The following is a 6,669-nucleotide window of genomic DNA, read 5'->3' on the forward strand; positions in this document are numbered from 1 at the left end:
CGAGGGACGAGGTAGTCCTCCCGCGGCCCGCACGCCCCTCGCGGCGTGCGGGCCGCACCCTGTTCTTCCCCGATCTGAGAGGTACACCCCGGTGGCTCAGGCCTCCGCGGCGCAGCAGCGCCCCGGCACCACCAAGACTCTGCTCAAGGGCGTCGACGGCGCCGGCACGGTGCGCCGCACCGTCCTCCCCGGCGGTCTGCGGGTCCTCACCGAGACCCTGCCCACCGTCCGCTCGGCGACCTTCGGCATCTGGGTCGGCGTGGGTTCGCGCGACGAGACGCCCGTCCTCAACGGCGCCACCCACTACCTGGAGCACCTGCTCTTCAAGGGCACCGCCCGGCGCAGCGCCCTCGAGATCTCCGCGGCCCTCGACGCCGTCGGCGGCGAGATGAACGCCTTCACCGCCAAGGAGAACACCTGCTACTACGCGCGGGTGCTCGACACCGACCTGCCGCTCGCCATCGACGTGGTCTGCGACATGCTCACCGGCTCGCTGATCCGCCCCGAGGACGTCGACGCCGAGCGCGGCGTCATCCTCGAGGAGATGGCGATGGCCGAGGACGACCCGGGCGACGTCGTCCACGACCTCTTCGCCAAGGTGATCTACGGCAGCGGCCCGCTCGGCCGGCCCATCCTCGGCACCGAGGAGACCGTCACCAACCTCACCCGCGACCAGATCGCCGGCTTCTACAAGCGCCGCTACAAGCCCGAGCACCTGGTCGTCGCCGCCGCGGGCAACCTCGACCACCGCAAGGTCGTCAAGCTGGTCGAGGAGGCCTTCGCGCCCGTCCTCGAGCGCTCCACCGGCCACCCTGCCGAGGTCCGCCGCGGCGTGAAGGCCCTGCGCACCGCCGGCCGCACCGAGGTCCTGAACCGGCCCACCGAGCAGGCCCACCTCGTCCTCGGCGTGCCCGGCGTGCCCCGCCACGACGAACGCCGCTGGGCCATCGGCGTCCTCAACGCCGCCCTCGGCGGCGGCATGAGCTCCCGCCTCTTCCAGGAGGTCCGGGAGAAGCGCGGCCTCGCCTACTCGGTCTACTCCTACTCGTCCTCCTACGCGGACAGCGGCATGTTCGGCATCTACGCCGGCTGCCAGCCCAAGCGCGTCGAGGAGGTCCTCGCGATCTGCCGGCAGGAGCTCGCGAAGGTCGTCGCCGACGGCATCACCGAGGAGGAGCTCCACCGGGCCATCGGCCAGATCTCCGGCTCCACCGTGCTCGGCATGGAGGACACCGGCTCGCTGATGAACCGCATCGGCAAGGCCGAACTCTGCTACGGCACCCACCTGTCCGTGGACGACATGCTCGCGAAGATAGCGGCGGTGACCCTGGACGACGTCCGGGCGGTCGCCCGTGATGTGCTGGGTGCGCACCGGCCGTCGCTCGCCCTGATCGGCCCGATCAACGCCAAGCGGGCGGCCGCCATCGCCGACCAGCTCGCCAAGGAGGAAACCGCATGACGCTGCGAGTCGCCGTGATCGGCGCCAGGGGACGGATCGGTTCCGAGGCCGTGAAGGCCGTCGAGGCCGCCCCGGACATGGAGCTCGTCGCCGCCCTCGGCCGCGACTCCAAGCTCTCCGAGCTGACCGACGCGGGCGTCCAGGTCGTCGTCGAGCTCACCCACCCCGACTCGGTGATGGGCAACCTCGACTTCGCCCTGCACCACGGCATCCACGTGGTCACCGGCACCACCGGCTGGACCGACGAGCGCCTCGCCACCGTCGACGGCTGGCTCGCCGAGGCCCCCGCGACCGGCCTGCTCATCGCGCCGAACTTCTCCATCGGCGCCGTGCTCGGCATGCAGTTCGCCCAGAAGGCCGCCAAGTACTTCGAGTCTGTCGAGGTCGTCGAGCTCCACCACGACCGCAAGGCCGACGCACCCAGCGGCACCGCCACCCGCACCGCGCAGCTCATCGCCGCCGCCCGCGCCGCCGCCGGCCGCCCCGCGCAGCAGGACCCCACCACGCACTCCCTGCCCGGCGCCCGCGGCGCCGACGTCGACGGCATCCCCGTGCACGCCGTCCGCCTGCGCGGCCTGCTCGCTCACCAGGAAGTGCTGTTCGGCGACGCCGGCGAGACCCTCACCATCCGCCACGACTCGCTGCACCACAGCTGCTTCATGCCCGGCATCCTGCTCGGCGTCCGCAGGATCGTGGACACCCCCGGACTCACCTTCGGCCTCGAACACTTCCTGGACCTGTGAGCCCGGCATGACCTCCCGCACCGGCTTCTTCCTGCTCGCCGCCGCCCTGGTCGTCACCTCCCTGCTCTGCATAGGAGAGGGCGTCCAGCTGGTCGCCACCGGCAAACCGCTCGGCATCGGCCTCGGCATGTGCGCCTTCGTCATCCCGCCGATCGGCATCTGGTTCCTCCGCCAGACCGTCCGCTTCGGCCGGGCCAGCGAGCAGCTCGCCCGCGAACTCGAGGCCGAGGGCGGCCTGCCCGTCGACGAGCTGCGCCGCACCGCCGGCGGCCGGATCGACCGTGCCTCCGCCGACGAGGTCTTCGCCCGCCGCAAGGCCGAGGCGGAGGCCTCCCCGCACGACTGGCGGGTCTTCTTCCGCCTCGCCGTGGCCTACGCCGACGCCGGCGACACGCCGCGCGCCCGCAAGGCCATGCAGCACGCCATCAAGCTGCACGGCACCCCACTCGAAACGAGGAGCACCGCGTGAGCGACGACCTGGCCCCCACGTTCCGCAGCGACGTCACGGTGGAGCTCGTCCGCAGCGCCGCCACCGACACCGACGTCCTCTGGGCCGCCCGGGTCTCCACCAAGGGCGAGCAGTCCCTGGAGACGATCGGCGAGGACCCGGAGAAGTCCAAGGGCCTGATCAACTTCCTGATGCGGGACCGCCACGGCACGCCCTTCGAGCACAACTCGATGACCTTCTTCATCAGCGCGCCGATCTTCGTGTTCCGCGAGTTCCACCGGCACCGCAGCGGCTGGTCCTACAACGAGGAGTCCGGCCGCTACCGCGAGCTGCAGCCGGTCTTCTACGTCCCCGGCCCCGAGCGCCGCCTCGTCCAGCAGGGCAAGCCCGGCCGGTACGAGTTCGTCGAGGGCACCGCGGAGCAGCACAAGGTCACCAGCGAGGCGATGGAGGAGTCCTACCGGGCCTCCTACCGCGCCTACCAGGAGATGCTCGCCGCCGGCGTCGCCCGCGAGGTCGCCCGCGCCGTCCTCCCGGTCGGCCTGTTCTCGTCCATGTACGCCACCTGCAACGCGCGCTCGCTGATGCACTTCCTGTCGCTGCGCACCAAGAACGAGCAGGCCACCGTGCCGTCGTTCCCGCAGCGGGAGATCGAGATGGTCGCCGAGCAGATGGAGGAGCACTGGGCGCAGCTCATGCCGCTCACCCGTGCGGCCTTCAACGCACACGGCCGGGTTGCCCCCTGACCTGCGGCGACGGGTGAACGGGCGGCCCCTCCCGCATGTCCGGATTGCAGGGGTTCCGCCCGCTCCCTACGCTCGGATCACGGATTCCGGTGCTGCCCGAACCCCCGAGCGGGCAGCACCGGAATCCCATGTTCCGGCGCCTCTGCCCACCGCCGACCTCGTGCGATTCTGTCCGAACCGTGGACCGGCGTGACTGCCTCCCGGTGGCCTACGAGTAGTTTTGGACGCATGGCTCCGACCTCCACCCCCCAGACGCCCTTCGGCCGGGTCCTGACCGCGATGGTCACCCCCTTCACAGCCGACGGCGGGCTCGACCTCGACGGCGCCCAGCGCCTCGCCGCCCACCTCGTGGACGCCGGCAACGACGGTCTCGTGCTCAACGGCACCACCGGCGAGTCCCCGACCACCAGCGACGCCGAGAAGGCCCAGCTCGTCCGCGCCGTGGTGGAGGCGGTCGGGGACCGGGCGCACATCGTGGCCGGTGTCGGCACCAACGACACCCACCACAGCGTCGAGCTGGCCCGCCAGGCCGAGGCCGCCGGCGCCCACGGCCTGCTCGCGGTCACGCCGTACTACAGCAAGCCCCCGCAGGAGGGCCTGTACCGGCACAGCGTCGCCGTCGCCGACGCCACCGAGCTGCCGGTCATGCTCTACGACATCCCGGGCCGCAGCGGCGTCGCGCTGAGCCACGAGACGCTGGTCCGGCTGGGCGAGCACCCGCGGATCGTCGCCAACAAGGACGCCAAGGGCGACGTCGGCGCCGCCTCCTGGGCGATCGCCCGCTCCGAGCTCGCCTGGTACTCCGGCGACGACATCCTGACCCTGCCGCTGCTCTCGGTCGGCGCCGTCGGCGTGGTCAGCGTCGTCAGCCACGTCGTCACCCCCGAGCTCAAGGCCATGGTGGAGGCCTTCGCGGCCGGCGACACCGCCAAGGCCACCGCCGTCCACCAGTCCCTGCTGCCGGTCTTCACCGGCGTCTTCCGCACCCAGGGCGTGATCCTCAGCAAGGCCGCACTGAACCTGCAGGGACACCCCGCAGGCCCGCTGCGCCTCCCGCTGGTGTCCGCCACGCCGGAGGAGATTGCACAACTGAAGCAGGATCTGGCCTCCGGCGGGGTACACCTCTAGCAGACACAGACGTGCGCGCCCCGGCTCGCCGGGCCTTCCGAGGCCTGCCGCTGGACCGGACCGAAGGCGCGGAGGCACCTGGTACGTAGGAAACCAACGATGGACGCACGCCATATGTCGCCGGACGATCCCGGGCATATGGCGTGCGTCGTGAGGAGAGTCTTTTGAGCCACCCGCATCCCGAACTCGGCGCACCTCCGGCACTCAAGGAGGGCGCTCTCCGCATCACCCCGCTCGGCGGCCTCGGTGAGATCGGCCGCAACATGACGGTCTTCGAGTACGGGGACCGCATCCTGATCGTCGACTGCGGCGTGCTCTTCCCCGAGGACGAGCAGCCCGGCGTCGACCTGATCCTCCCGGACTTCACCTACATCCGGGACCGCCTCGACAAGGTCGACGGCATCGTTCTGACCCACGGGCACGAGGACCACATCGGTGCCGTCCCGTACCTGCTCCGGGAGAACCCGGACATCCCGCTGATCGGCTCGAAGCTCACCCTCGCCCTGATCGAGGCCAAGCTCGCCGAGCACCGCATCCGCCCGTACGTCCTGGAGGTGAAGGAGGGCGAGCGCGAGCGCATCGGCCCCTTCGACTGCGAGTTCATCGCCGTCAACCACTCCATCCCGGACGCCCTGGCAGTCGCCGTCCGCACCCCGGCCGGCATGGTCGTCGCCACCGGCGACTTCAAGATGGACCAGCTTCCGCTGGACGGCCGCCTCACCGACCTCCCGGCCTTCGCCAAGCTGGCCGAGGAGGGCATGGACCTGCTGCTGGTGGACTCCACCAACGCCGAGGTCCCCGGCTTCATCCCGCACGAGCGGGACATCTCCGCGGCCCTGCGCAACGTCTTCGCGAACGCCAACCGCCGCATCATCGTGGCCTCCTTCGCCAGCCACGTGCACCGCATCCAGCAGGTGCTGGACGCCGCGCACGAGTACGGCCGCAAGGTGGCCTTCGTGGGCCGCTCGATGGTCCGCAACATGGGCATCGCCCGGGACCTCGGCTACCTGAAGGTCCCCGGCAACCTGGTCGTCGACGTGAAGACCCTGGACGACCTGCCGGACGACAAGGTCGTGCTGATCTGCACCGGCTCGCAGGGCGAGCCGATGGCCGCGCTGTCGCGGATGGCCAACCGGGAGCACCAGATCCGCATCGTCGAGGGCGACACCGTGGTGCTCGCCTCCTCGCTGATCCCGGGCAACGAGAACGCGGTGTACCGGGTCATCAACGGCCTGACCCGCTGGGGCGCCAAGGTCGTGCACAAGGGCAACGCCAAGGTGCACGTCTCCGGCCACGCCTCGGCCGGCGAGCTGCTGTACTTCTTCAACATCTGCCGCCCGCGGAACCTGATGCCGGTGCACGGCGAATGGCGCCACCTGCGGGCCGCCGCCGACCTGGGCATCCTCACCGGCGTTCCCAAGGAGCGCACCGTGATCGCGGAGGACGGCGTCTGCGTCGACCTCGAGAACGGCGTCGCCCGGATCGTCGGCAAGGTGCAGGCCGGCTACGTGTACGTGGACGGCTCCTCCGTCGGCGACATCACCGAGGCCTCACTGAAGGACCGCCGCATCCTCGGTGAGGAGGGCTTCATCTCGGCCTTCGTCGTGGTGGACTCCACCAACGGCAAGATCGTGAGCGGCCCGACCATCCAGGCCCGCGGCTCCGGCATCGACGACAGCGCGTTCGTGCCGGTCGTCGCCAAGCTGGAGGAGGCGCTCACCCGCTCCGCCGGCGACGGCGTGCTGGAGGTCCGCCAGGTGCAGCAGCTGGTGCGCCGGACCATCGGCAAGTGGGTGGCGGACAACTACCGCCGCCGTCCGATGATCCTCCCGGTCGTGGTCGAGGTCTGAGTCCTCGGCCCTGTCCGGCCAGGTTTGACGTGGGGCGACCCGGGGCGTAATGTTCTCCGGGTTGCCCCACTGCCGGACGGCACTGATCGAATTCAGTTCGAGGCGGTAAATCCGGTGAAAAAACTCTGATAGAGTTCGGGAGCGCCGAAAGGCGAAAGCCAATCCGATGAAACAGGCTCCGGAAAACGGAGCGGAAAACATCTGATAAGCTGGAAACACGAAAGAGCGAAACGCCCGGAGGGTCCGCTGGAAGGCGGTCCGAAGGAAGTGTCCGTTCCTTGAGAACTCAACAGCG

6 protein-coding genes are annotated in these 6,669 nt (G+C 70.4%); all 6 read left to right on the forward strand.

What is annotated here, in order from left to right; translation table 11 throughout:
• Nucleotides 1-91: 91 nt before the first annotated feature.
• The 6 genes from AB0M03_RS28840 to AB0M03_RS28865 all read left to right on the forward strand — a co-directional run bounded on the left by AB0M03_RS28840 (nt 92) and on the right by AB0M03_RS28865 (nt 6,374).
• A complete protein-coding gene (locus AB0M03_RS28840; RefSeq protein WP_363496254.1) occupies nt 92-1,459 on the forward strand; it encodes a pitrilysin family protein in 1,368 nt (455 codons plus the stop codon).
• A complete protein-coding gene (dapB, locus tag AB0M03_RS28845; protein WP_363496257.1) occupies nt 1,456-2,202 on the forward strand; it encodes a 4-hydroxy-tetrahydrodipicolinate reductase in 747 nt (248 codons plus the stop codon). The genes AB0M03_RS28840 and dapB overlap by 4 nt, the downstream gene beginning before the upstream one ends.
• A 7-nt stretch (nt 2,203-2,209) precedes the next feature.
• On the forward strand, nt 2,210-2,671 hold the full coding sequence (locus tag AB0M03_RS28850; RefSeq protein ID WP_363496259.1) for a hypothetical protein: 462 nt from the start codon (nt 2,210-2,212) through the stop codon (nt 2,669-2,671).
• On the forward strand, nt 2,668-3,396 hold the full coding sequence (thyX, locus tag AB0M03_RS28855; protein WP_363496262.1) for an FAD-dependent thymidylate synthase: 729 nt from the start codon (nt 2,668-2,670) through the stop codon (nt 3,394-3,396). The genes AB0M03_RS28850 and thyX overlap by 4 nt, the downstream gene beginning before the upstream one ends.
• Before the next feature lie 228 nt (nt 3,397-3,624).
• Nucleotides 3,625-4,524, forward strand: coding sequence for a 4-hydroxy-tetrahydrodipicolinate synthase (gene dapA, locus AB0M03_RS28860; RefSeq protein ID WP_363496265.1), 900 nt, complete (start codon nt 3,625-3,627; stop codon nt 4,522-4,524).
• A gap of 164 nt (nt 4,525-4,688) precedes the next feature.
• Nucleotides 4,689-6,374 (forward strand): ribonuclease J, encoded by a 1,686-nt coding sequence (locus AB0M03_RS28865; RefSeq protein ID WP_363496268.1) that lies wholly within the window; start codon nt 4,689-4,691, stop codon nt 6,372-6,374.
• Nucleotides 6,375-6,669: the final 295 nt, after the last annotated feature.

The sequence above is a fragment of the Kitasatospora sp. NPDC051914 genome (assembly GCF_040680995.1).
Classification (GTDB): domain Bacteria; phylum Actinomycetota; class Actinomycetes; order Streptomycetales; family Streptomycetaceae; genus Kitasatospora.

Bases quoted from the DNA above. Each gene is read 5' to 3' on its own strand.
- dapB (WP_363496257.1), top strand. From the start codon at position 1,456: ATGACGCTGCGAGTCGCCGTGATCGGCGCCAGGGGACGGATCGGTTCC.
- AB0M03_RS28850 (WP_363496259.1), top strand. From the start codon at position 2,210: ATGACCTCCCGCACCGGCTTCTTCCTGCTCGCCGCCGCCCTGGTCGTC.
- dapA (WP_363496265.1), top strand. From the start codon at position 3,625: ATGGCTCCGACCTCCACCCCCCAGACGCCCTTCGGCCGGGTCCTGACC.